Raw genomic sequence first — 24,333 nt, 5'->3', positions numbered from 1 at the left:
GCGCAGTAGCGTTCGCAGTTGCGCGGCGGCGACGCAACGAATCGTTGCGCAAAACGGCCCGGGTGGAACAGAATGTAATTGCGAGTTCACTTTTGTATCGAAACATTTCAATTTTGGCAGTTGAGGCGGTGCACAGCGCCGCTGCCGGTTTCCGGGACAACTGGCAGGAATACAACGGCTTAGTTGAGTGGACGCAAAAACTGCAGGCCCCGCGGCCCCAGAAGCCTGGACGCGGCACGGCACTTGCAAATGAAATAGAGCAGATAAGCAATCGTCGCCGACAGGAAGTCGGCACCCAAGCGCGTCCGGCTCCGTTGTGATGAGCTGGCTTCTGACAACTCAGGACATCTCCAAAGGACTTTGTGAGCAGGAGGCTCAAAACACGCTGCGGCTCTCGCCAAGTCGGACGCCTTCGTCAATAACGCTGTACTTTGGAATTGTGGCTCCCCCTCACAGCCAAGAGGTCCGGGTCGAAAGGCTCGGGCCTTTTTTATTTTCGGTAAAATTTATTCTGGCTTTGCAACCTCAGGCGATTATATTTCGGCTCGAACAAGTATGAGCGCGAATGCGCATCAGGCATTGCCTCGCGCCAAGTCGCGCTGCAAACAATGCCTGCCGAACGGGCAAAGAACTCCTGTCCGTCCGAAATCGCGAACTTTAGAGAGTAGGCTCCTGCAATGGCTTGGCCGCTGCAGCAAAATCCTCGGAGTTTTCACCGCACCCCGCATTTTGGAAGCCTCGGCTGAGCCGAGGTTGAAACGTTTTCAGACCGACACGAAACAGCCTCAAGCAAGAAAGCGAAAGGCCCATGGCGCTCGATCTGCACGGTATCTTCCCGCCCATTCCGACGCCGTTCGAAAACGGCCGGTTTGCGCCGCATCGCCTGGCGGAAAATCTCAACCGGCTGCATGACACCGGACTGGCCGGCTATCTCGTGCTCGGCTCCAACGGTGAGGCGCCGCTGCTCAGCCGCGCTGAAAAACTGGAAGTGCTGCGCGTGGCGCGGCGCGCGATCCCCGCCAACAAAACCATGATCGCCGGCACCGGCCTGGAGTCGACCGAAGCCACCTGCATTTTCACGCTGCAGGCCGCCGACCAGGGCGCCGAGGCCGCGCTGGTGTTGACGCCCGCTTACTACCGCGACAGCATGTCGAACGAGGCCCTGCGCCGGCATTTCGAAACCGTTGCCGAAGCCTCGCCGATTCCGGTGTTGATCTACAATGTGCCGAAATTCACCAACCTCAACCTGGCCGCCGGGCTGGTGGCGCAACTGGCACAGCATCCCAACCTCATCGGCATGAAAGATAGCGCCGGCAATCTCAGCCAACTGCTGGAGCTGCGGGATAAGACGCCCGGAGATTTTCAGATTCTGCCCGGTTCCGATGCCGTGTTCTTTCCGGCGCTGGTGCATGGCTGGCGGGGCGCCATTCTGGCATTGTCGAATATCGCGCCGCGGGCGTGTGTGGCATTGGTTGATTTGGTGCAGGCGCAGCGCTGGCAGGAGGCGGCCGGCTTGGCGAACAAGCTGGCGCCGGTGGGCCGCTTGATCATCACCCGGCTCGGCGTTCCCGGCTTGAAGGCTGCGCTCGACGAGCTGGGCTGCTTTGGCGGCGCGCCGCGCCTGCCGCTGCTGCCGCTGGAAGAAGCCGCGCGGCGCGAGATCCGCGAAGTTTTGCGCCAGGCGGGGTTGTTGTAGTGCCGGCCGGCCAGGCGATCGCCTGACCTCAATATTCACCCCAAAAACCATGGCCCCTGCGAAGCGACAAAAACTCTGCTTTGTGATCATGCCTTTCCACGAAGGCTTGCGACCGGTTTACGAGCAAGCGATCAAACCCGCCTGCCAGCAAACCGGTTTTACCGCGGTGCGCGTCGATGAGGTGGAGGGCGTGTACGACATCAATCGCCAGATCATCGAACACCTTTTCAAGAGTGACGTGATCATCGCCGATCTCACCGATTGGCGGCCGAATGTGTTCTACGAGCTGGGCGTGGCGCATGCCATTGCCAACAAGACGATTATGATCATCAACCAGAAGGATCAGGTTCCCTTCGATGTGAAGATATACCGCTGTTTGTTGTACGAATCCAGCCCGGACGGACTGGCGAAGCTGACGGCCGAACTGGTCAGCGCGCTTGCCAGTCTGGAGGACTGGCAACAACAGCCCGCCAATCCAGTACAGGATCACCATCCCACCATTTGCCTGCCGCAAAAAGAATTGCAGGAAATCCGGGCGGCGCTGCGCAAACGCGAAGTGTCATTGCGCCGGCAGGACGCGGCGATGGCGAAGCTGCAAGCCAAGCTGGCGGAGAAAGACCGACTGCTGCGCAGCACCAATGACAGCTTGCGCCGGATGCGCAAGCAGAGGCAGCGCCAAGACCGGCTGCTGCAAGCGGCGCCCACTGCTGATGAAATTGAAAAGCTGAAGGCGGAGTTGGCACAACGCCGCGCGGAAATCACCGCGCCGCAGAAAGAAATCAAGAAACTGCGCGCGCGGGCTGCCGGCGCATGGAATCCGCCCGCGGCATAACCCGCAATTGCCAATTGACTTTCTGCGCTTTTGTTGTAAGTTGAGGCCGGCCGGAATGAATCTGCCGGCCGTGTCAGCACGGCGCCCTACTCGCCAGCGGGCGCGCTTCCGGGCAGCTCACTCACTCTCAAAAGGTCATACCATGCCTCAGCACACACCCGCCAGCCGGATGCAATGCATCGTTCCGCCGCACATGCTCAAGCGCATCGCGGAGCACGGCACACCGGCCCAGCAGCAATGGGCCAGGCGCACGCTGGAGGTTTCCGAACAGTTTCGCGGCCAGCGCCAAACGCTGACCGAGCATGCCGCGCTTGCCAAATTCGCACGCTCGGAACAACTGGAGCGCGTCATCTACGATGCACGCAACGGCAAGACACTGCCCGGCCAGAAAGTGCGCAGTGAAGGCCAGGCGGCCAGCGGCGATCCCGCAGTGGATGAAGCGTATGAAGGCGCGGGCGCGACCTACCAACTGTTCAAGGAAATCTACGGCCGCAATTCCATCGACGGCAACGGCCTGCGGCTGGATTCCACCGTGCATTATGACCGGGGCTATGACAACGCCTTCTGGAACGGCGAGCAAATGGTCTACGGCGACGGCGATGAAGACCTGCCGGTGGCCGAGCGCCTGTTCAACCGCTTCACCATTTCGGTTGACATCATCGCTCATGAGCTGACGCACGGCGTCACGCAACATGAAGCGCGACTGGTGTATTGGGAACAGGCCGGCGCGCTCAATGAATCGTTCTCGGACGTGTTCGGCGCGCTGGTGAAGCAGCGCCAGCGCAGTCAAACCGCGGCCGAGGCTGACTGGCTCATCGGCCAGGGGCTGCTCACCGCCAATGTCAACGGCACGGCGCTGCGCTCGATGAAAGCGCCGGGCACCGCCTACAACGATCCGGTGCTGGGCGAAGATCCGCAGCCGGCGCACATGAACGCCTACAAAAGTGTCGACTACGACAACGGCGGGGTGCACATCAACTCCGGCATCCCGAATCACGCGTTTTTTGTCGTCGCGCGCGAGCTGGGCGGCCATGCCTGGGAAAAAGCCGGGCACATTTGGTATGTCACGCTGCGCGACAAGCTCTCGACGCGCTCCAACTTTCAGGAGGCGGCCAATCTCACTTATCAGGCGGCAGGCGAGATTTTCGGCAAGGGCAGTGTGGAGCAGAAAGCGGTGCGCACCGGCTGGTCGGAGGTGGGCATTACCATTGCCGAAGAGGGCGGCGGCACCGGCGGCAACAAGGGCTGCCTGCTGATGCCGGTGGGCGTGCTCGCCGCAGTGCTCCGGCGCTGATCGCCGGCAACTGCGCGCGCCAGAAAAACAATTCAACCCTGCAGGTGATGGCCTGCTGCCGCCGTTTCGCGATTGGGGGCAACTTGACAGCGGAGGTCGAAATGCAAATCTACTTCGAGCGCACCGGTGGTTTTATGGGCCGCCGGGTGACGACGGTCGTCGACACGGAAACCCTGCCGCCCGAAGAAGCGGCCGAGTGGCAGGAACTGGTCGAGGCCGCGGGATTCTTTGAACTGCCCAGCCACCTGCAAGATGCCGAGGCCGCTGCAGATCAATTCCATTACCGGTTGAGCGTCACCATCGACGAACGCCAGCACACGCTGGAGGCCAGTGAATCGGCGCTGCCGCCGGCGCTGGAGCCTTTGCTGCTGCGTTTGCGGGTGCGCGGCCAGCGCCGGAAACCCGCATGAGGCCGGCCAAGCACTCATGCCCGCACAGGGAAGAACAATGACGCGGCAGTGGGCATTGCTGCTGCTGTTCGCCGGTTGCTTTTCTGCTCTGCCCGCGGTGGCGGCGGCCGGCAACCCCGGCGATTCGCTGCACGTGGAAGTTTTCCACAACCTGCAAGAGTTGCGCGCGGACACGCTGCCGCCGGAATTTCCCCGCCACCGGCCGTTCAAACTGCTGCTGCGCGCCCGCGGCCGCGTGCAAAGCCGCCTCTCCGTTCTGCAAATCGCCGACAGTCTGGCGGCGCTGCAGCGGCTGGCCGGCCTGCAATATTATTCCCGCACCGAGAAAAAACGCACCACGCTGTTCAAAGCCAGCGCGGTTCTGGCGCATCCGGCGGCGCGCCAGGCCGCGCGCGCTCCCGTCTTTCGTAGCTTGCCTATTGACACCACATTCTATTTTTATCAAATTGACAACCGCCTCGGGCGCATCATCTACCGCGCGACTTTGCACAGTGAACACACCCGCGTGCGCTTCCTGGCGCAAAACGTCGCACCCGTGAGCAAGTGGGGCATACAGTTGGCGGAGATCGGCGATTTTATCGTGTCGGTCGAGCTGCGCCAGCGGGCACCTGGCGACTTTGATTTCTGTCTCTGGCAATGGTCGCGCTTCAAGGGCGGCATTCTCGGCATACTCGTGCAGGAAGAGTCGTTCGTGCATCGTCTGCGCGCGGTTGCCGGATTCTACCTGGAAAAGCTCGGCCAACAGCAATGACCAGCCGGGCATCTCCCAACCGTGTGAACTTGCGTGAGGTCGAATGCGAAAAACTGCTCTACTGCCGATTGCCGTAACATTGTTGACCTGCGCCGCGCTCTTTGCCGGAGACAACGAGCGCCTCGCCATTGCCACGCCCACCGCCACGCCGCCGCAGATCGACGGCCACCTCGATGAAGCAGTCTGGCAAACGGCAACCCCCGTCACCGGCTTTCTGCAACACGAGCCTTTCGAAGGCCAGCCCGAAACCGAAACCACCGAGATTCGCATTCTCCACGACCAACACGCCCTCTATTTCGGCTGCATGATGTATGATGCCGAACCGGACAAGATCGTCGCGCGCCTGACGCGGCGGGACAATGAAATCGAATCCGATCTTATCTCCATCCGCCTCGACAGCTTTCACGATCAAAAAACCGCTTACGAGTTCACCGTGCTGGCCTCCGGCGTGAAAGTCGACATCCTGCAATACAACGACGGCGAAGAGGAAGACGACTCCTGGGACGCGGTGTGGGAAGTGAAGACGCAAATTCTGCACGCCGAGGCGCCCTTTGCGGACGGCACCCGGCCTGCGAGCGGTTGGTCGGCGGAGGTGAAGATTCCGTTCAACATGCTGCGCTACACGCCCGCGGCCAACGGCGTCAACGAATGGGGCTTCAATCTCATTCGCCGCATCAGCCGCAAGCAGGAAATGTCCTTCTGGGCGCTGGTGCGCAAAAGCCAGAACGGTTTCGTCTCGCATTTCGGGCATCTGCGCCTGCAGGGCCGCTTGCCGAATCCCCGGCATGTGGAGTTGTTGCCCTATTCGGTGGCCAAGGGCCAATTCACTAATCGCGATTTGCGGCCGCCGGGGTCGGAAGCGACTGATTTCCGCAGCGAGGCCGGCTTCGATCTCAAATACGGCCTCACCAGCAATCTCACCATCGATCTCACCGTCAATCCGGATTTCGGCCAGGTGGAGGCGGATCCGGCGGTGCTGAATCTGAGCACGTTCGAAACCTTCTATCCGGAAAAACGGCCCTTCTTCATCGAAGGCACGCAGATTCTGCGCTTCACCACTTTTGGCGGTGAATTCGGGCCGGGCCTGTTCTATTCACGCCGCATCGGCCGGCCCTTGCGCGGCCGCAACGAGGCGGCCACCATTCTGGGCGCCGCCAAGATCACCGGCAAGAACAACCGCGGCTTGTCCTTCGGTTTGTTGCAAGCCGTGACCGACGAAGAACGGGCGCTGATCACCGAGCCGGCCGCCAGCTACAGCCTCATTCGCCTCAAGCAGGATCTGCTCGACCATTCCACCGTGGGCGTGATGGCCACCGCGGTGGCGCGCGCGCAACGCTATCCCGCTTTCACCGGCGGCGCGGATTGGAATCTGCGCTTTCAGGAAAGCCGGTATGTGATCAACGGTTTCTGGGCCGGCTCACACACGACGCAAGGTGACACCCGCCGCATCACCGGCTCGGCCGGCAAATTGCGCTTCGGCAAGGATGGCGGCACGCACTGGCTCTACTCCGCCAGCTACGATTTCACCAGCCGGCACTATAACATCAACGACATTGGTTTTTTCTTTCGCCCCAATGATCACGGCACCGTGGTGAATCTCACTTACAAAGAAGACCTGCCCGGCCGGCTGCTGCGGCAGTGGAACATCACGGGCACCAGCCATTTACGCTGGAATTTCGACGGCGCCCGTCTCATCAGTGAAGCCGGCGCCACGGCCAACGGCCAATGGTGGAATTATTGGAACGCCTACCTGGGCGTCAGTTATGCTTATAACAACGCCGACGATCGCGAGTCGCGCGGCCGCGGGTTGTATCGCCAGCCTGATTACCTGCAAGTGCGAGCCGGAGTGGAAACCGACTCCCGCCGGGCCGTCATCGCCGAGCTCAATCAGGACTATCAGTATGATGCCGGCGGTCAGCGCCAGTGGCGAACCGAATTGGAAATCGAAGTACGGCCCACCACCTGGGCGCAAATCAGCAGTGAGCTGGGCTATGGCCACACGCGCAATCGCACTGCCTGGGTGCCCGAGGTGCCCGATTCCCTGTTCGCGCGGAATCCCTACGCCATTTTCGGCCAGCGCGACACGGACGAATACGATCTCACCCTGCGCAGCAATTTGACGTTCACGCGCGATCTCACGCTGCAACTCTACGCGCAAGCCTTCGTGGCCAAGGGCCATTTCGACAACTTTGCGCGGCTGGTTTCACCCGCCACGCTTGTGCCCGAAGACTATCGCGGCAATCACGATTTCAACGACCGCTCGTTTCATCTCAACCTGGTGTGGCGCTGGGAATACCGGCCGGGCAGCACGCTCTACCTGGTGTGGACCCAGTCGCGCCGCGGCGCCTTCGATGATTTCTACACCCCGGTCGGCCGGGATCTGCGCGCTACCTTTTCCCTGCCCGCCGAAAATGTGCTGATGTTGAAGGTGAGCTACTGGCTGCAGCCCTAGCGCACGGTTACTTTGAAAAATGCCTCCACCATCGCTGTTATCCTGTAAGGACGCTGTGGAAATTCATGCTCAGCGCCGAGTACTTCACAAAACTCTTCTGAATAATCCAATGCGAAAGCAGTTTCCTTGTGCGCGGAGCTGGTAAAGACGCGTTGCCGATCTCATCACGAGCTGCTGTCTGAAACCACTTGAACCCGAAGGGAGGAAGGAATGCCGGAAAAACCTGGCGAGCAGCCTTATGTTCCTGCAGAAACCTCGATGCCGGAAATGACGGCCAAGGCGCTCATCCTCGGCCTGGTGATGGCCGCGGTGTTGGGCGCCGCCAATGCCTATCTCGGACTGAAAGCCGGCCAGACCGTATCCGCGACGTTCCCGGCGGCGGTGATTGCCATTGCCGCGTTTCGGCTGCCGTTCTTTCGCGGCAGCATTCTCGAGCAGAATACCATGCGTATCGCCGCGGCGGTGGGCGAGGCCCTGGTGGCGGGCGCCATCTTTACCGTGCCGGCGTTCGTCATCGTGGAAATGAACGGCGAGCGCTTGTGGACGAGTTTCCGCTATTGGGAAACCTCGATGATGCTGCTTATCGGCGGTGTGCTGGGCGTGCTCTTCATCATCTTGCTGCGCCGCACGTTGACCGTCGATTCCGATCTGCCTTTTCCCGAGAGCCGCGCCTGCTTTGAAATCGTCAAGGCCGGCCAGCATGGCGAAAGCGGCGCCAAGTACATCTTCGGCGCCATGGGTTTGGGCATGCTGATCCAAATCTTCAAGGACAGCAAGGGCCTCGCCATCTTTCGCGAAAGCCTGGAAACGGTGGTTCGCCTGCCGCAATCGCTTATTCACCACTTCAGCAGCAATCGCACCCCCATGGGCGACGTGGCGCACACCGGCGCACTGCGCTTGTCGACGCCGGCAATTTCGCCGGCGCTCATGGGCGTGGGTTACATCATCGGTTATGAAGTCGCTGCCATCAATTTTACCGGCGGCGTGCTTGCCTGGCTGGTTTTCATTCCGCTGGCCGTGTTTCTCAATCCGGAACTGCCCGGCCGCCTCATGCTGTCCGGCGCCTCGCCGGAGATGAGTGAAGTCATCTTTTCGATTTGGTACAACCAGGTGCGGCCGATTGCCGTGGGCGCGATGATCGTGGGCGCGATGAAGACCATGTGGGGCCTGCGCGGCGCGCTGGGTGAAGCGTTTCAGCGCGCGTTGCGCAAGGGCAGCCGCGTGGTTTCGCCGTCGCGACTGGAGCAGGATCTCGATCCCAAGATCATTCTCATCGCCACCGCGGTGTTGGTGGTGCCCATGAGCCTGCTATATTACTATTTCAGCCAAAGCGTCACCGGCGCGATCGTCTCGGCGGTGGTGATGCTGGTGATGGGCTTCCTGCTGTCGGCGGTGGGCGGCTGGCTGGTGGGATTGGTGGGCGGCTCGAATCAACCGGTGTCGGGCTTGACGCTTTCCACGCTGGTGATCGCCGCGTTGCTGATGGTGGCTTTCGGCGTGACCGGGCTGCGCGGCGTGGGCGCGGTGCTCGGCGTGGCGGCGGTGGTGGCCTGCGCCACTTCGATGGCCGGCGACATGATTCAAGACCTCAAGGTCGGCCATTTGCTCGGCGGCACCCCGCGCAAAATGGAAATCACCTGTTTATTGAGCACCATCGTGGTCGCTTTTGTGCTGGTGGCGCCCATCATCATTTTGCACGAAGGCAATCTCAAAAGCGGCGGCATCGGCATTGGCGACCGCCTGCTGCCGGCGCCGCAAGCCGGATTGATGGCGCAGCTCGCCAAAGGCATTGTCGGCGGCGAGATGCCGTGGGGCTTGATCATCTTCGGCATGTGCTTCTCCGGCGCGCTGATTTTGATCAAAGCGCCCTCGCCGATGCTGATCGCGGTGGGCATGTATTTGCCCTTCGAAACCACGTTCGCGATTTTCACCGGCGGCTTGATCCGGCTATTTGTCGATCGCTGGGTGGCCGGCAGGAAGTTGGCGGCGGGGGCAAAAGAAAACGTCGAAAATACCGGCACGCTTATCGCCTCGGGCTTGATTGCCGGGGAGGCGCTCACCGGTGTGCTGTTGGCGGGGTTGGTGTTGGCGTTCGAGAATTTCGAGTCGATCACCAGGCTGCTGTTCGGCGTGGCGGAATTTGACTTTGTCGCCGGCAACGGCGGGGCGTGGATGTCGCTGCTGATGTTCGGCGTGATCGTGTTTGCCCTGGTGGTCATTCCGCTGCGCCGGGCGCGGGCGGCCTGAGCTGCGGGAATTGGAATCTCCTCTTGTCATCCAGCAGGGATCCTGTGATGACCCAGGCACGCTGCCTTGCGCCTCACAGGATTCCTTGCTGAATGACGCTCGGAATCACTCAGAAGTATTTCGTGTATTTCGAGTGTTTCGTGGTACAACGCTCACTTCACCACCGTCAACCTCTGCTGCTGCACCTGCGCACCTGCTTGCAGCTTCACGAAGTAAACGCCCGCACTGCAAGGCCGGCCGGTCTCGTCCCTGCCGTCCCAACTCACCTGGTACTCGCCGGCATTCTGAACCCGATCAACCAACGTCCTCACGCGCTGGCCCAGCATGTTCCGAATCTCCAGCCGCACCGGCGCCAGCTCCGGCAACCGGTAGGCGAGCCGCGTGGCGCCTCCCTTCGCCGCCAGCACGCTCGCTGAAAACGGGTTGGGAAAGCCTGGCAGCAGCGCGAAATCGCGCGGCGCAGAAGGCTGCGGCCGGCCGGCCAGCGGCGTTGCTGTCTTCTGCAAGAAGAAATCCACCTGCGTGATGCCGCTGCTCGTCACCTCGACCAACAAAGTGTCGCCGCGATAACCGCGCGCCTCCGCCGCCACCCGCACTTCACCTTCCTTGAACCACGGCAGTTCATAGTTGCCGTCAGCATCGCTGCGAGTGGTGGGGAATTCCTCCGGCAAATAGACATAGGCACCGGCAATCGCAGCGCCGGTGGCCGCCTCCTGCACGCGGCCCTTGAGATTGGCCGCAGGATGTTGATCGAACTCGAAAACGTGCAAGCCGAGATTCATGTCACTCACATAAATATTCCGCGCAAAGGGATAGATGCCCCAGGTCGAGCTGTAACCGCTGCACGGCGCATTGCCGTTCAAATCATACGCTGCGACTTCCACCGGCCGCAGCGGATCAAGAATATCGACGATGCGGATGCCGTCGCAGTAGTAACTCATGTAGGCGTAGCGGCCGCGCACGTAGACGTTGTGCACGATCGCACCGGGCCGGGCTTCATATTCCGCCACGAGATTGAGACTGCCGGGCGCCTGCGCGTCCCAAATTTTGAGATTGTGCGCCGTGGCGCCGATTTCGTCGGTGGTGAGCACGTAGCGCTCGTCTTCGGTCGGCCAGGCGTTGTGCGTGCCCGCGCCGGGATAACGCGCAGTGGCAAGATTTCTTGGCGAGAACGGTTCACGCACATCCGCCAGCCACAGCCCGGCGGGCGGGAAAATGAAGGCAGCGTAGAGCTTGCCGCGTATGACGGTGTTGTCATGCGAAGTGCCAAAGCCCTGATTGATCACCCCTTTGGCGATGAAGTTCCGCCGGTCGGCGATGTCAAAAACACTGATGCCGGGCGCGAAGTTGTCGGCAATGTAGAGCGCGTTGCCCGCGACCCAAAACGTATGCGGGCTGATGCTGGGCGTGCGCGGTTCGAAGTGATTCACCAGTATCGGCGCGGCGGGAACGATGAGATCAAACACGTCAATGTAGTTTTGATTCTGCGCCGCCACAAAGAGATAACGGCCATGCATCTGCACGTCATACACCGAGCCGCTGCTCGGCACCACCGCGAGCTGGCGGGGCGCGGCCGGGTCGCTGACCTCATAGACATACACGTTGCGCGCGACGCCGTTGAAACTCCAGCCGGCGAGAAAGGCGAGATCGCCGCAGCCCGTGACCTCGCTGTAGCGCACGGGATTGCCGGGTGCCGGCGTGGGATCGATCACGCACAACAGCCGCAGATTGGGGGTGTTTTGCGCGAACAGCAGAGAGAAGCTCATGCACACCAGCAGGGCAAGGGCGGGCCGCAAGTGCCGGATCATCAAGACTCCTTTTTGAATTGAGGCGCTGGAGGGAGGCGATGGGTTTGTGCCAGTCAACGTGGAATTCAACAAACCAACTGGGCGAATCGCTTTTGGGGCAAAATGATTGGGCGCTTCTATTTTCATCAAACCGTTGCGGCGCCGGGCAGTCGAGAACCGGCGCAGCAGCGCAGCGGTGGGCAAGTTATCTGGTGTCTGTCCAGAAGTGGAAAAACTGCCCGGGCGCTTGGCCCTGAAGCGTGCACAAGTCAAATGCAACTCGCTCTTGCTCATGACGAAGCGCCCGGGCGGCGGTGTTTTTGGATGGGCACTATCTGCGTCTCCGCGGCGGCCGGGCGCTTCATTCGTACAAGCATCCCGAAGATCCGATCCAATCCTTGTTCTTGTTGTAATCGACTCCCATCATCTTGCCTTTGCTCAGACGGGCGAGCCAGTTCACCAGCCGGGGCTGATCATGCCAAATGAACATCATGCGGATTTCGGCTTTGGCCGGCTCGTTGGGCGTTTGGATGACCGGCGCGTAAGAGATCTTCTCCTGCAGGATGTAGTTGCGGCGTTCGGCTGCCGGAATCGCGTCGAGCTGGTCGCGGCTCAAGTCGATTACCACGCCGCTGCCGGCAAACGAGAACAGCGGCTTCAGAACATAGTGACTGAGCGGCTCGGGATAGCGTTCGAGCGTGTGCAGAAAGAATGTGCGCGGCACCGCCGGATGGTCGAGATAAGGCAGGGAAAATTTGCTGATGCGAAAATACCAGTTCGGATGCCCGGCCCACTCCACCTCCAAGTCATCGCGAAAGTCGAAAGCGATGGGCAGGCCTTTCTTGACGAACTCATCGATGATGACGCGATTGTAGATGCGGTGAATTGGAATCTCCCGGCCGCTGGCGGTGTAGAACAGGCGGCGGCCGCGCTTCTTCACTTGTGTGATGCACACCGCCTTCACCCCGGTGAAGCGTTCGGTGCACACGAAATCCACCGCGGTTTTCTGTTGCTCCGGCTCGATTTCCATCAGGATGACGTTTTCCGGATCATGGCCGGCGAGCAGCGCCGTGCAAAACATGCGGAGGTATTCCGCCTCGCTCAAATCATCCAAAAGATAGCGCAGCTCGCCCAGCTCGTAGGCGCGCATGAAAGTTTGGCACAGCACGAGCTGGTAGGCATAGAGCGAAGGAAAACCCTGCAGCTCGATGAGCTTGGGTTGCATCCGGCCGTTGTCATCCTGTGTGATGGCAAAGTCGATGGCCAAAAACAGGGGATGCTCATCGTCGTGCGGCACGCGGAAGGCGGCGGGCACAGCGGCCAGCGACGCCGCGAGGTAGGCGGGCTGGCTGACCTGCTGCATCAGTTCCAGCGCGGCCTGCTGGAAATTCAACCGCACCGCCTCGGGCATGAACACCGGGGTCTCGCACACGCGGAATTCGACTTTGGCGCCGGCGGCCTCATCCAGCATCTTGAGGAAATTTTGATAGCGCGCAGCGGTGAAGCGGCGGTTGAAATCGTCGCGCAGGTGGGGAACCATGTCTGCTGACTCCTCGAGTAAAGCGGAAAATGGGGATGGGATTCCCGGGCCGCGGCGGGGCGGCGGGGTGCGCTAGCTGATCTTCACCACCACGCAGGTCAAATCATCGTACTGATCCTCGCGGCCGATGAATTGGCGGTGCGCATTGCGAATGGCCTCGAGCAGGCTGCTGGCGCTGCCGTTGTGGTTGCGGGCAATCAACTCCAGCAGGCGGCGCTCACCGAATTCCTCCCGGCGGTGGTTCATGGCTTCGGTGAGGCCGTCGGTATACAACACCAGGGTGTCGCCCGCCGCCAGCGTGTGCTGTTCTTGTTGAATGATGCGCTCGAAGATTTCCCCACGCTCCAGGCCGAGCGCAATGCCCGGCGGCTGCAGCAGCCGCACGCCGCCGCCGTTGCACTGGTGTACGATGATGGGATTGTGGCCGGCGCGCGCGCAGGTCAGGCGGCGGGTGACGGGATCGATCACGAGATAGAACAGGCTCACGAACATGTTGCGATCGGCAGTGGCATAGAAACCGCGATTGATGCGGCAGAGAATCTCCTTGGGCGAGGCGTGCGGTGAGGCATGCGCCTGCAGGAAACCCTTGGTGAGGGTCATGTAGAGCGCAGCCGGCATGCCCTTGCCGGAGACGTCGCCGATCACCACGCCCAGGCGGTTTTCGTCGAGCGTCACGAAGTCATAGTAATCGCCGCCGACCTCCTTGGCCGGCTCGGAGCACGCGGCAATGTCGAGGCCGGCGAGTTGAGGAATGTACTGCGGCAGCATGCGCAGTTGCGCCTTGCGCGCGATTTCGAGCTCCATCTTCAGGCGCTCGCGTTCGGTGAGATAGCGCACATAGCGCGGCGTGATGGCGCGGTCGCTGACCGGCTTGCCGCGGCGGCCGGCGGCATACCCGTAGATCAACAAACCGGCGAGCAGGCCGAGCGACACCACGCCGGCGGCGCGAAAAACGCCGTCCGGCTGCACCGCCATGCTCATTGCGCTGGGCAACGCCGTTGCCATGCCCAAGCCCGCCGTCACCGTGAGCAAGTCATAACGCAGATAGAAAACGTAGATGGCAATGCCGATCACCAACGCCAGCCCTGCTTGCAGCCAGCGATCGTGAATGGTGAAAATGCCGTCGAACACGGTGCCGAAAAAGAACAGTGTGAGCAGAACGGCCGTGAAAGTTTGGCGAAAACGGCGCCGCAAGAAACCCAGCGTGAACAGCGGCGCGTAGGCGGTGAGCAGAATGCTGTTGTAAACGCCGAGCAGTAGCGGCAGGCCAAACGGCACAAACGCGGCAAAGACTTCCTCGTCGTAAGGCCCGGCCACCAGCCACAGCCGGGGCTGCTTCACCAAGAAGTGGGATAGCAGATAGCCCGCGCCCAAATAGATGAACGCCAACCCGCTGCCGCGCAGCAGTGCCTGGCCCAGCTCGGGAAAGAACAGGCGGCCGGTGAAGAGGGCGTCAAAGGCGCGCAGCTTCTCGGGCCAGACTTCCCGGGTGAGCGATTCACCGCTCATCCACACCATGAAGATGCCGACCGTCACCGCCAGGGTCATCAGCAGCAGATTGAGGTAGGTGGCGAAAACGAAGAAACTGCGGTTGTCGGAGAGCAGGCCCTCGCGGATGATCGCCTGCGCCGGCAGCACATTGATGAACAACAACAGCACGCAGATGAAAACGAAACCGGCGAGCAACAGGGCGTTGCGCAAACCGACCTCGCCGGCGCGGAAGCGCAGAACGAAAATCACCAAACTGATGACGAAGATGAGAATGAGCAACACCTGCTCGGCGGCTTTGAACCAGTTGGCGGTGTTGAGGCGGCGGGTATACCACTCCGAAAACTCGCGCGGGTACTGCACCTGCTGCATCCAGCCGCCGACCTTGTCGCCCAACACGATTGCTTTCAAGCGCAGCCGCAAGCCGCCGGCGGCCGGCGCGCGATTTTCCCAAATAAAGTTGTGATCCGTGCGCGCTTCCTGCTTGATCATCTGCGCGTCCACGGTTTCGTAGGCCTGCCAATCGATGCCCTTGTGCTGCGCCAGGAAGTCACGGACCAGCAGGCGCGCGGAGGCCAGCGGGATGCGCTCCCCCTCGACGTTGGAGGGCAGCAAATGCTCGCAGTGAAACACCTGGCCCTGCGGGGAAAGCCGGAGCTCGAAGCGTTCGCTGGTTTCGGGATGGCGAAAAATCACCTCCCACGCCGCCACCGGATGATGGCGGCTGATGATTTCACGCTGTGCCACCGTGGCGTTCTGCGCCTGCAGAAAGCTTTCCAGCTTGTTGTCGATGATCAGCGTGACGTTGTAGTCGAAACCGGCGGCGCTGTGGTCGAGCGCTTTGAGATAATCACGCGCCGTGGCTTCGGCCTCACTGCGGTTGAGTTCGAGGCCCAGTTTCGCGGCCGGGGTCACGCGCTGAAACAGCGCGAAAAACAGCGCCGCGCCCGCGAGCGCCAGCACGAGCAGCAGGAGATTTTCGCGGGGAGAGGCAGGCTTGGCTTCAGAATTCATGATCGTGGCAGCACCGCATCGCAGTTACTTGATCCAACGGATCGAAGTGTGGCCCACGCCCATTTTGATGTCGAAATGGAGCTTGGCCGCGGCATTCTCGTAGTTTTCAGAGTAATAGGTATCGCCCTGTTTGACGAAATCGCGCAAGCTCATGGGCGCCAGAAACGAGCCTTCCTTGCGGATGCGCACGCCCAGCTCGCGGTTGAGCAAGACGGTGTTGACGCCCACGCCGAAATTCAGCTCGACCTCGCCTTCGCCGGCATAGCTGCCGTCGAATTCCAACTCGGACTTGCCGGCACCGCCATTGAACACGAAGCGCCGGAAGTTGGCGAAACACAGGCCGCGCGCGTCCACCGAGGCGGCGCCGGAGTTGATGCGCAGGTCCGGCAACTCCGTATTGGGCCCACTGAATTCAAGATCCAGTTCGCCCGCACCCACGTCGAGCTTGAGGTCGGCGACCTTCAAACCGCTGAAATCGAGCAGGGCATCGAAGGCGCCGCCTTCGATATCAAACGTGATGGGAATCTGCGGCGACAACTTGAGACGCCAGTTGTTTTCGCGCAGGCGGTCGAAGTCAATGTTGTCCGTGTGCTGGCGGGGGCTGCGAACGCGCAGGGTGGCTTCGGCCTCGGTGCTGTCAAATTCGACGGTCGGGCGCAGCTCTTCGCGGGCAAAGGCCAAATCCAGCTCTGCCAGCGCGCCGGAAGTCATTGGTGCCAGTTCCAGGCGGCCGGCGGTACACTCCAATTCCAAACGCAAAGACTTCTGAACCGTCAACGGTATCGTCTGCTTTTCAACCAGGTAATCCTTCTCCATCCGCGCGGCGCGGCGACGATCGCCTGAATTCTCCCGATCGGCCGGCCGTTCGCGGCACCCCAGGGCAAGCATCACACCCAGCAACAAGAACACGCTTGATTTCAGCATATGTCACCTCACACGATAGGGTCGGAAAGGCCGCCGCAGGCTCGGCGCATGCGGACGGCAAGATGGGTTGGCGGCTTGGTTCTACGCAGGGTGACTCCAAAAGTTGGTAGGCAAGTTGCATCGGGCGGAGGACAAGCGCAAGGGATTTTTTGGGAATGGGAGATCGCGTGCAAATGATATGAAGAGAAGAAACCGGCCAGTTGCCGTGACGCCCAAATTCGAACTGGCTGCCGGAAAAACTGGCCTGCCGGGACTCTCCGCTTGTTTTTTTCTCGGACGAGCCTGCGCACTTAAGGATATGCAGGCCGGAAACGTTCGCAAACAGAAGCAGGTTTTCAGGAAGTTGCCTCAGCAGCTGGAGTCCAAGATTGAGTGAATAGGACGTCATCTGGGCGCGGCCTGCGGAAAATGATCTCTTGTTGTAGGCGTGTTTGACCGCCGGAGCAACCTGCATCAGATTTCAGTAGAGAGATTACTTCGCTGAGCCGTTTCCTTCTCCCCAGAACCTTATGCGCTCTCATCCTATTCTTGCTCTCCTCGCCTTTGTGTTTCAGGCTCCTGAAATTGGCCGTTTCGTTTCGCTCCCAAGCATGCTACTTGCGGCAGCGTGTAAGCCGCACAAATCAGTATCCAGGAAAGAGAATTTGAGCGGCAAACAAATTCTATTGGCGGTACGGATTTTCCTTTTGACACCGCATGCACACGAATTCTCACCGATCTTTCCCTCATCTGTCATGATGTCCGGCGGGCCTTTGCCATATTTTGCTGCGGAATTCTCCTTTTTTGCCAGCCTGTCAGGAATTAGGCAGTGGTACACTCTTTGTCCATCACCAGATGAACAGTTGCTATTCAGAAGAAATCTGCTAAATCATTCATGTTTTGCCTTGCGAAAATTGTCCTGAATACAGAAACGCAGAGAAAAGACCATGACCCTCGATAAATTCACTCTCAAAGCCCAGGAAGCCGTGGCAGCCGCGCAGCAGCTCGCCGCCGAGGGCGGACAGCAGCAGATCGAAGTCGAACACCTGTTGCAGGCGATGTTGCGTGACAGCGAAGGCGTTGCTGTCGCAATTCTAAAAAAGCTGGGCGCGAATGTGAGCCTGGCGCAAAGCCGCCTGGAAGATGAGTTGCGGCGCATGCCGCGCGTCTCCGGCGCCGGCGGCAACATTTACGTTTCGAACCGGCTGGCGAATGTGTTCAATCAGGCGCAAAACGAAATGCGCCAGCTCAAGGACGAATACGTCAGCAGCGAGCATTTGCTGATTGCGATTGCGGAAGAAAAACAAGGCGCAGCCGGCCAGCTCTTGCGGCAGCAGGGCGTGACGCGTGACAACATTTTCAAAGTGCTGAAGGAGATTCGCGGCACGCAGCGCGTGACCGACCAGAATCCCGAAGGCAAATATCAGGCGTTGGAGCGCTTCGGCCGCGATGTCACCGAGCTTGCACGCAGCGGCAAACTCGATCCGGTGATCGGCCGCGACGAGGAAATCCGGCGGGCGGTGCAGGTCTTGTCGCGGCGCACCAAAAACAATCCCGTGCTCGTCGGCGATCCCGGCGTCGGCAAAACCGCGATTGTCGAAGGCATCGCGCAGCGCATCGCGCACGGCGACGTGCCGGAATCGCTGAAAAACAAGCGCCTCATTCAAATCGAAATGGCGACGCTGGTGGCGGGCGCGAAATATCGCGGCGAGTTCGAGGAGCGCCTCAAAGCCGTGTTGAAGGAAATCCAAAACGCGGAAGGCGAGATCATTCTTTTCATCGACGAGCTGCACACCATGGTGGGCGCGGGCGCGGCCGAGGGCGCGGTGGATGCCGCCAACATGCTCAAGCCCATGCTGTCACGCGGCGAGCTGCGCTTGATCGGCGCCACGACGTTGGACGAGTATCGCAAATACATTGAAAAAGACAAAGCATTGGAGCGCCGCTTTCAGCCGGTGCTGGTGGATGAGCCGTCGGTGGAAGATACCATCTCGATCTTGCGCGGCTTGAAAGAACGGTACGAAGTGCATCACGGCGTGCGCATCGCGGATTCCGCGATTGTGGCAGCGGCTACCCTGTCACAGCGTTACATTTCCGAACGTTTTTTGCCGGACAAGGCGATTGATTTGATCGATGAGTCGGCGGCAAAATTGCGCACGGAGATCGACTCGATGCCGGAAGAGATTGACGAAATCGAACGCCGGATCAAGCAACTCGAAATCGAACAGGTGGCATTGAAAAAAGAAAGCGATGCCCCTTCGAAAGAACGGCTGGCGAAACTCAAGGAAGAGTTGGGCAATCTCAAAGAACAAGCGACGCAGCTCAAGGCGCGCTGGCAGGTCGAGAAGGACACCATCAAGCAAATTCGCAGCGTGAAGGAGCAGATGGAACAGGCCAAGCTGCAGGCGGAAAAAGCCGAGCGCGCCGGCGATTTGAACAAAGTTGCGGAGCTGCGCTACGGCACGCTGCCGGGCCTGGAGAAACAACTTGGCGTGCTCAATGCGAAATTGGCGGATTTGCACAAAGCCGGCGCGCTGTTGAATGAGGAAGTCACAGAGTCGGATATTGCCGAAGTGGTAGCGCGGTGGACCGGCATTCCCGTGGCGCGCATGCTGGAAAGCGAAAAGGAAAAAATTCTGAAGATGGCCGATCGCTTGCGCCAGCGCGTTGTCGGCCAGGATGAAGCGATTGAGGCGGTGTCATTTGCCGTGCGCCGCTCGCGGGCGGGCCTGAGCGAAGAAACCCGGCCCATCGGCTCGTTCATCTTTCTCGGCCCCACCGGCGTCGGCAAAACCGAATTAGCGCGCGCATTGGCGGAATTCATGTTCGATGATGAGAACGCCGTGGTGCGGCTCGACATGTCGGAATACATGGAACAATTCAACGTTTCGCGCCTGATCGGCGCGCCGCCGGGATATGTAGGTTATGAAGAAGGCGGCCAGCTCACCGAAGCCATCCGTCGCCGGCCTTACGCCGTGATCCTGCTCGATGAAATTGAAAAGGCGCATCCGGACGTTTTCAATATCCTCCTGCAAGTGCTGGAGGACGGCCGCCTGACGGACAGCAAGGGCCACCTCGTGAATTTCAAGAACACGATCATCATCATGACCTCGAACATCGGCGCGGAGGTGATCATGCAGCGCTTCGAGCATGCCAAGGACGAGAATCAGGAGCAGATTTATAGATACACCAAAGGTGACGTGCTGGAGATGGTGCGGCGCAAGCTGCGCCCGGAATTTCTGAACCGCGTCGACGAGATCATCATGTTTCATCCGCTCTCAAAAGCGCATATTCACGACATCGTCGACATCCAATTCAAACGCCTGGTGGATACCGTCTTGCAACGGCAAGGCATTGAGGCAACGCTGACGGACGCGGCGAAGAACCTGCTTGCGGAGCAAGGTTACGATCCGGTGTTCGGCGCCCGGCCGCTCAAACGCTTGATGCAGCGGCAAATCATCAACGAGCTGGCCACCCGCATCCTGGGCGGTGAGCTGGCCAAAGGCGACAAGCTGCGCCTCGATGCGAAGGACGGCAGGTTGGTTTATGAAAGGGTGAAATAGAAGGCAAATTGCTGGCATGCGGTGGGTGTGCGAAGTGAACAGGCTGGCCCAATCAACTGGCCAGCCTGTTTTCGTCTGGGCATGCTTGGGAGCAAGAGAGCTAAAAGCAATAAGGCGAATAGGCGCGCCAAGCCTCCGCCCAAGAAAGGACAAGGTATGAAGAAGTAACCCGATGATGCCGCAATAGAGATACCGGAGATTCCGGCAAGCGCACGGCTCAAAAAATCCCGTCATGACGTGCCCGCCAACTCGAAGATGCCAAAACGAAAAGTCACGCTGGCGCTGGAAGCCGATCTTATTGCCTGGTTTGAGGCGGAAGCCCGACAGGGAGGTCTGACGAGCACCGATCATATCAACAAAGCTTTACGGAAATATATCGTGGATCTGGTTGCTGACAACTCGCCCGAGCCGGCCTCTTCCTTGAGCGCAAGGCAACGCGACGAGGTCAAAAAACTCATCAATGAATCATCGCGCCGGAAGGGTCTGAGCCGGCCTGCGACAGCCTGAGGCTGCAAGAATCGCTGCCGCTTTCCCCCTCAACTTCCGCCTTGCTTTGCTGTGCCGCATTCTGTAGATTGCTTCGCATCAGAACAAGCTCAGCAAAGACGCCTGTCTCTTGCCCCCTCTCACCTCAAGCGCGCGATGCAAGGAGGCTCACGTGGCGGAAGCTCGCCAAGGTTACTATCATCATCCGACGGTGCAGGGCGATCACGTTGTCTTCATTTGCGAAGATGACTTGTGGAGCGTGCCTCTGGCCGGCGGAATTGCACGGCGACTCACGAGCAATCTTGGCATGGTCAGTTTCCCCCGCCTCTCCCCCAACGGTCGCTGGTTGGCGTTTTGCGGCCGCGAAGAAGGCCAGCCCGACGTCTATCTCATGCCCGCGGAAGGCGGAGAAATGCGGCGCCTCACTTTTCTCGGCAACGTCGCCAAGATCGCGGCATGGGCAAAGGACAGCAGCGCGGTGTTGTTTCTCAGCTCGCATCAGGCCGCGATTCCACACGACCGTCCCCTCGTCTATCGCGTTTCGCTGACCGGCGAATATCCGCAACTCTTTTTGAATTGTCCCACGCTCAATCTCTCCCTGCAGCCGGACGGCCCGGGCATGGCGCTGGGCCGCAACAACGACGACAACGCGCGCTGGAAACGCTATCGCGGCGGCACCGCCGGTGAAATCTGGCTCGATCACCAGGGCAGCGGCAACTTCGTGAAATTGCCGCTGCCGCGCGGCAATCCCAATGCGCCTATGTGGATCAACGGCCGCATCTATTTCGCTTCCGATCACGACGGCGTCGGCAACCTCTATTCCTGCACGCTGGCCGGCGGCGATTTGCGCGCCGAAACCAATCATCGCGATTTTTTTGTGCGTCATCCGTCCACCGACGGCCACACCATCGTCTATCAGGCCGGCGCAGATCTGTATGCGCTCGACACGGTCACCCGCCAAACCCGGCTGATTCCCATTGCCTGGCGCAGCCCGATGGTGCAAACTCAGCGCAAATTCACCACCGCCTCGCGTTATCTGGAAAACTATCATCTCCATCCCCGCGGGCATGCCATCGCGCTCTCGGCGCGCGGCAAACTCTTCACCATGCCCAATTGGGAAAACTCCCCGTTGCAATACGGCCCGCGCGAGGGCGCCCGCCATCGCCTGGTGCGCTGGCTGCATGACGGCCAGCGGCTGGTGGCCATCAACGATCAGGATGACGGCGAAGAAAAGCTGGTGGTGTTTTCCAGCGAGCCGCTGCACGAAGCCGAGCGCGTGATTCCTTCGCCACCCGGCCGCATTCAATCACTCATCGCTTCCCCCTCGGCGCTGCAGGTGGCGCTCACCACCAGCCGCCTGGACCTTTGGGTGGTTGACGTGGAAACCGGCAGCGGCCGCCGCCTGGACCAGAATCCTTATGCTGAAATCTTCGACCTGACCTATGCGCCCGACGGCCGCTGGCTGGCGTACAGCAAACCGATCAACGAAAACCAGCGCGCCATTTTCCTGTGCGAGATTGCCTCCGGCGCGATCCATCAGGTGACGCAGCCGGTGTTGCGCGATCTCAGGCCGAGCTTCGATCCTGACGGCCGCTATCTGTATTTTCTCTCCGCACGCGTGCTCAATCCCGTCAATGATTCCGTGCAATTCGTGGTGAGTTTCCCGGGCGCGTACAAACCGTACTTGCTGACTCTGCGCAAGGAATTGGCCAGCCCCTTCATCCCCATGCCGGCCGCGCCCGGCGAAGAAAGCGCTCCTCGGCTGCCGGCAAACGGCGGCAAAGCCAACGGCCAGGCGGCCAAAGCCAATGGCGAGAGCGGAGCCGCGGAGGCGGAAGCCCCCGAAAAATCCAAAGCGGAAGAAACGCTGCAGATCGATCTCGACGGCATGCGATATCGCATGGTGGAATTTCCCGTGAAGGAGGGCCTGTACGGCGAAGTCATGGGCATCAAGGACAAGGTGGTCTTCACTTCCTTTCCGGTGCGCGGCCGCGCCGATCTCGGCGATTCTTCCGCGCTCGAGGACGACGATGAAAAGGGCACGCTGTGGGTCTACGATTTCACCAACCACAAATTGGAAGTGATTGCCAGCGATGTGCAGTCGCTGCAGGTGGCGAACGGCGGCAAAACCTTGAGCTATCGCAGCGGCCGCCGCATACGCGTGTTGAAAGCGGGCGAAAAGCCGGCGGAAAACAGCGATGCCTCGCCGAGCCGCAAAAACGGCTGGCTCGATCTCAGCCGGGTCAAACTTTCGGTTGACCCGCGCGCAGAGTGGCGCCAGATGTTTCGCGAAGCCTGGCGGCTGCAACGCGAATTCTTCTGGAATGAAAACATGTCGGGCGTGGACTGGCACAAGGTGTATGATCGCTACTATCCCCTCATCGATCGCATCGCCACGCGCGCCGAGTTTTCCGATTTGATCTGGGAAATGCAGGGCGAGTTGGGCACCTCGCACGCCTACGAAAGCGGCGGCGATTATCGCCAGCCGCCGTATTATTCCATCGGCCGCCTCGGCGCGGATCTGATGTTCGAGGCGGCGCAGAACCGGTATATCATCAGAAAGATCTATCGCGGCGATGTCTGGCTCAAAGATAACTTTTCGCCGCTCAGCGCGCCGGGCGCCAACATTACGGAAGGCGAGGCGTTGCTGGAAATCGGCGGCGTGACGCTGAGCGCGACCGTGACGCCTGGGCATTTGCTGGCAAACTTGGCCGGACAAGAGGTCACTTTGACGGTGCAGTCCCCGGCGCCGGAAAGCAAGCCGCGCAAAGTGGTCGTCAAGACGCTGTATTCGGAATACCCGCTGCGCTATCGCGCCTGGGTGGAGCGCAATGCCGCGTGCGTGGCCGAAGCCACCGGCAATCGCATCGGCTATTTGCATGTTCCCGACATGGGGACGCAGGGATTGATCGAGTTTCACCGCTCTTACCTGGCGCAATCGAACAAGCTCGGCTTGATCGTTGACGTGCGCTACAACGGCGGGGGCAATGTTTCGCAATTGTTGCTGGAGAAGCTCATTCGCCGGCCGCTCGGTTATGACGTGAAACGCTGGGGCGCGCCCGATCCTTATCCCGAACACGCCATGCGCGGCCCGATCGTCACGCTCACCAACGAACATGCCGGCTCGGATGGCGACATTTTTTGTCACAGCTTCAAGCTGCTCAAGATCGGCCCGCTGATCGGCAAGCGCACCTGGGGCGGCGTGATCGGCATCGACCGGCGTTACAATCTCGCCGACGGCGGCCGCACCACGCAGCCGCAATACTCGTTCTGGTTTGCCGACGTCAAATGGCAGGTGGAAAACTACGGCGTCGAGCCGGACATCGAAGTCGATTTCGATCCTAATGCGCATCTGCGCGGCGAAGATCCACAACTCGAGCGCGCGATTGCCGAAGCCCTGCGCCTGTTGGAAGTGAAAGGTGTCGAGCTGCCGGCCTTCGATGGCCGGCCGCATCTGCCGCTGCCCGAATGAGTGTGGCCATGAACACCCGACGGCATTTTCCCAAAACCGTGCTGGCCGCGCTGCGGACCGCCAAAATCATCGGCCTGCGCGCCGGCTCACAACCGCACCGCTTCACCGGCGTGTGGTTCGTGGTCGTGCAGGATCGCCTCTTCGTTCGTACGTGGAACAACAAGCCGAACGGCTGGTATCAAGCCTTTCGCAAGGAGCCGCGCGGCCGCCTGCAAGTCGCGGAGCGGGAATTGCCCGTCGTCGCGCGCAAAGCCAGAGGAGAACGGCTGTTCGACGCAATCGATCAAGCCTACGGCGAGAAATATCCCACGCCCGGCTCCCGTCAGTACGTGCAAGGCTTTGCCCAACCCAAGCGCCGCGCGACCACGCTGGAGTTGCTGCCAAGCTAGTGCTTTGTT

General features: G+C 60.4%; 17 protein-coding genes. 13 read left to right on the top strand and 4 right to left on the bottom strand.

Annotated elements, in window-relative coordinates:
- Positions 1-92 precede the first annotated feature (92 nt).
- The 8 genes from L6R21_21215 (at position 93) to L6R21_21180 (ending at position 9,682) form a co-directional block, all read left to right on the top strand.
- On the top strand, positions 93-320 hold the full coding sequence (locus L6R21_21215; protein MCK6561728.1) for a hypothetical protein: 228 nt from the start codon (positions 93-95) through the stop codon (positions 318-320).
- A gap of 488 nt (positions 321-808) precedes the next feature.
- The gene (locus L6R21_21210; protein ID MCK6561727.1) at positions 809-1,696 is read left to right on the top strand and encodes a dihydrodipicolinate synthase family protein; all 888 of its coding nucleotides are present in this window, start codon (positions 809-811) and stop codon (positions 1,694-1,696) included.
- An 88-nt stretch (positions 1,697-1,784) separates the two neighbouring features.
- Entirely contained in the window at positions 1,785-2,528 is a 744-nt protein-coding gene (locus tag L6R21_21205; GenBank protein ID MCK6561726.1) for a nucleoside 2-deoxyribosyltransferase, read from the top strand.
- Positions 2,529-2,670: 142 nt separating this feature from the next.
- Complete coding sequence (locus tag L6R21_21200; protein ID MCK6561725.1) at positions 2,671-3,822, top strand: M4 family metallopeptidase; 1,152 nt, start codon at positions 2,671-2,673, stop codon at positions 3,820-3,822.
- 101 nt (positions 3,823-3,923) lie between these two features.
- A complete protein-coding gene (locus L6R21_21195; protein ID MCK6561724.1) occupies positions 3,924-4,232 on the top strand; it encodes a hypothetical protein in 309 nt (102 codons plus the stop codon).
- A 37-nt stretch (positions 4,233-4,269) separates the two neighbouring features.
- Entirely contained in the window at positions 4,270-4,983 is a 714-nt protein-coding gene (locus tag L6R21_21190; protein MCK6561723.1) for a hypothetical protein, read from the top strand.
- 43 nt (positions 4,984-5,026) lie between these two features.
- Entirely contained in the window at positions 5,027-7,435 is a 2,409-nt protein-coding gene (locus L6R21_21185; protein ID MCK6561722.1) for a carbohydrate binding family 9 domain-containing protein, read from the top strand.
- Between the two features lie 210 nt (positions 7,436-7,645).
- Positions 7,646-9,682 carry an oligopeptide transporter, OPT family gene (locus L6R21_21180; GenBank protein MCK6561721.1) on the top strand — a complete coding sequence of 679 codons (2,037 nt, stop codon included), beginning with the start codon at positions 7,646-7,648 and terminating at the stop codon, positions 9,680-9,682.
- Positions 9,683-9,834: 152 nt separating this feature from the next.
- Here L6R21_21180 and L6R21_21175 read toward each other — a convergent pair whose 3' ends face one another.
- The 4 genes from L6R21_21175 to L6R21_21160 all read right to left on the bottom strand — a co-directional run bounded on the left by L6R21_21175 (position 9,835) and on the right by L6R21_21160 (position 16,435).
- Entirely contained in the window at positions 9,835-11,490 is a 1,656-nt protein-coding gene (locus L6R21_21175; GenBank protein MCK6561720.1) for a carboxypeptidase regulatory-like domain-containing protein, read from the bottom strand.
- 340 nt (positions 11,491-11,830) lie between these two features.
- Complete coding sequence (locus tag L6R21_21170; protein MCK6561719.1) at positions 11,831-13,009, bottom strand: hypothetical protein; 1,179 nt, start codon at positions 13,007-13,009, stop codon at positions 11,831-11,833.
- Between the two features lie 72 nt (positions 13,010-13,081).
- Positions 13,082-15,511, bottom strand: coding sequence for a PP2C family protein-serine/threonine phosphatase (locus tag L6R21_21165; GenBank protein ID MCK6561718.1), 2,430 nt, complete (start codon positions 15,509-15,511; stop codon positions 13,082-13,084).
- 24 nt (positions 15,512-15,535) lie between these two features.
- Entirely contained in the window at positions 15,536-16,435 is a 900-nt protein-coding gene (locus L6R21_21160) for a toast rack family protein (GenBank protein MCK6561717.1), read from the bottom strand.
- A gap of 178 nt (positions 16,436-16,613) precedes the next feature.
- Here L6R21_21160 and L6R21_21155 point away from each other — a divergent pair, with 178 nt between their 5' ends.
- From L6R21_21155 to L6R21_21135, 5 genes are all read left to right on the top strand, one after another.
- Positions 16,614-16,811, top strand: coding sequence for a hypothetical protein (locus L6R21_21155; GenBank protein ID MCK6561716.1), 198 nt, complete (start codon positions 16,614-16,616; stop codon positions 16,809-16,811).
- 550 nt (positions 16,812-17,361) lie between these two features.
- Positions 17,362-19,977, top strand: coding sequence for an ATP-dependent chaperone ClpB (gene clpB, locus L6R21_21150; protein ID MCK6561715.1), 2,616 nt, complete (start codon positions 17,362-17,364; stop codon positions 19,975-19,977).
- A gap of 255 nt (positions 19,978-20,232) precedes the next feature.
- Positions 20,233-20,484 carry a hypothetical protein gene (locus tag L6R21_21145; protein ID MCK6561714.1) on the top strand — a complete coding sequence of 84 codons (252 nt, stop codon included), beginning with the start codon at positions 20,233-20,235 and terminating at the stop codon, positions 20,482-20,484.
- A 151-nt stretch (positions 20,485-20,635) separates the two neighbouring features.
- The gene (locus L6R21_21140) at positions 20,636-23,935 is read left to right on the top strand and encodes a S41 family peptidase (protein MCK6561713.1); all 3,300 of its coding nucleotides are present in this window, start codon (positions 20,636-20,638) and stop codon (positions 23,933-23,935) included.
- A gap of 8 nt (positions 23,936-23,943) precedes the next feature.
- Positions 23,944-24,324: a DUF2255 family protein gene (locus L6R21_21135; protein MCK6561712.1), complete on the top strand. Its 381-nt coding sequence runs from the start codon at positions 23,944-23,946 to the stop codon at positions 24,322-24,324.
- Positions 24,325-24,333: the final 9 nt, after the last annotated feature.

The sequence above is a fragment of the bacterium genome (genome assembly GCA_023150945.1).
Classification (GTDB): domain Bacteria; phylum Zhuqueibacterota; class Zhuqueibacteria; order Zhuqueibacterales; family Zhuqueibacteraceae; genus Coneutiohabitans.
This window is presented reverse-complemented; position numbering and strand designations above follow the sequence as displayed.

Excerpts from the sequence above, each read along its gene's own strand:
- L6R21_21210 (MCK6561727.1), top strand. The coding sequence starts at position 809 with ATGGCGCTCGATCTGCACGGTATCTTCCCGCCCATTCCGACGCCGTTC.
- L6R21_21205 (MCK6561726.1), top strand. The coding sequence starts at position 1,785 with ATGCCTTTCCACGAAGGCTTGCGACCGGTTTACGAGCAAGCGATCAAA.
- L6R21_21200 (MCK6561725.1), top strand. The coding sequence starts at position 2,671 with ATGCCTCAGCACACACCCGCCAGCCGGATGCAATGCATCGTTCCGCCG.
- L6R21_21195 (MCK6561724.1), top strand. The coding sequence starts at position 3,924 with ATGCAAATCTACTTCGAGCGCACCGGTGGTTTTATGGGCCGCCGGGTG.
- L6R21_21190 (MCK6561723.1), top strand. The coding sequence starts at position 4,270 with ATGACGCGGCAGTGGGCATTGCTGCTGCTGTTCGCCGGTTGCTTTTCT.
- L6R21_21185 (MCK6561722.1), top strand. The coding sequence starts at position 5,027 with ATGCGAAAAACTGCTCTACTGCCGATTGCCGTAACATTGTTGACCTGC.
- L6R21_21180 (MCK6561721.1), top strand. The coding sequence starts at position 7,646 with ATGCCGGAAAAACCTGGCGAGCAGCCTTATGTTCCTGCAGAAACCTCG.
- L6R21_21175 (MCK6561720.1), bottom strand. The coding sequence starts at position 11,490 with ATGATCCGGCACTTGCGGCCCGCCCTTGCCCTGCTGGTGTGCATGAGC.
- L6R21_21170 (MCK6561719.1), bottom strand. The coding sequence starts at position 13,009 with ATGGTTCCCCACCTGCGCGACGATTTCAACCGCCGCTTCACCGCTGCG.
- L6R21_21165 (MCK6561718.1), bottom strand. The coding sequence starts at position 15,511 with ATGAATTCTGAAGCCAAGCCTGCCTCTCCCCGCGAAAATCTCCTGCTG.
- L6R21_21160 (MCK6561717.1), bottom strand. The coding sequence starts at position 16,435 with ATGCTGAAATCAAGCGTGTTCTTGTTGCTGGGTGTGATGCTTGCCCTG.
- L6R21_21155 (MCK6561716.1), top strand. The coding sequence starts at position 16,614 with ATGAAGAGAAGAAACCGGCCAGTTGCCGTGACGCCCAAATTCGAACTG.
- clpB (MCK6561715.1), top strand. The coding sequence starts at position 17,362 with ATGACCCTCGATAAATTCACTCTCAAAGCCCAGGAAGCCGTGGCAGCC.
- L6R21_21145 (MCK6561714.1), top strand. The coding sequence starts at position 20,233 with ATGCCAAAACGAAAAGTCACGCTGGCGCTGGAAGCCGATCTTATTGCC.
- L6R21_21135 (MCK6561712.1), top strand. The coding sequence starts at position 23,944 with ATGAACACCCGACGGCATTTTCCCAAAACCGTGCTGGCCGCGCTGCGG.